The organism is Streptomyces beijiangensis, assembly GCF_017315755.1.
GTDB lineage: Bacteria > Actinomycetota > Actinomycetes > Streptomycetales > Streptomycetaceae > Streptomyces > Streptomyces beijiangensis.
On record NZ_JAFLRJ010001565.1, the window covers coordinates 1 to 300 of the forward strand.

Genomic DNA, 300 nt, shown 5'->3' on the forward strand with positions numbered 1-300 from the left:
CCACAGCAACGCGAAACAGCAGACCGCCGCCAGCACCACGGCGGGCGGGCGGACCGAGATCCGGTGCTCTTGCGGGATGACGGAGGCGGCCGCCACCGACAGCGCGAACAGCACAACCGGCCCCAGCACGTCCAGCGCGCCGACCGGGGCGCCCGCTCCCCGCCGCCAACCGTTGATCACTGCCATGCCACCACCGTAGGGTCGACGCCCCAGTGCCGCTGGCCTGCCATCGCCGCTCACCACCGCGGAGGCGTCCGATCGGCCCCGGACGACGACGGCCCGTGCAGGTCTGGGGCAGGC

The 300-nt window shown here is 74.3% G+C and carries 1 pseudogene; it reads right to left on the reverse strand.

What is annotated here, in order from left to right:
- Nucleotides 1–186: pseudogene (locus tag J0695_RS42705) on the reverse strand (sensor histidine kinase); the annotation flags it as partial.
- Nucleotides 187–300: the final 114 nt, after the last annotated feature.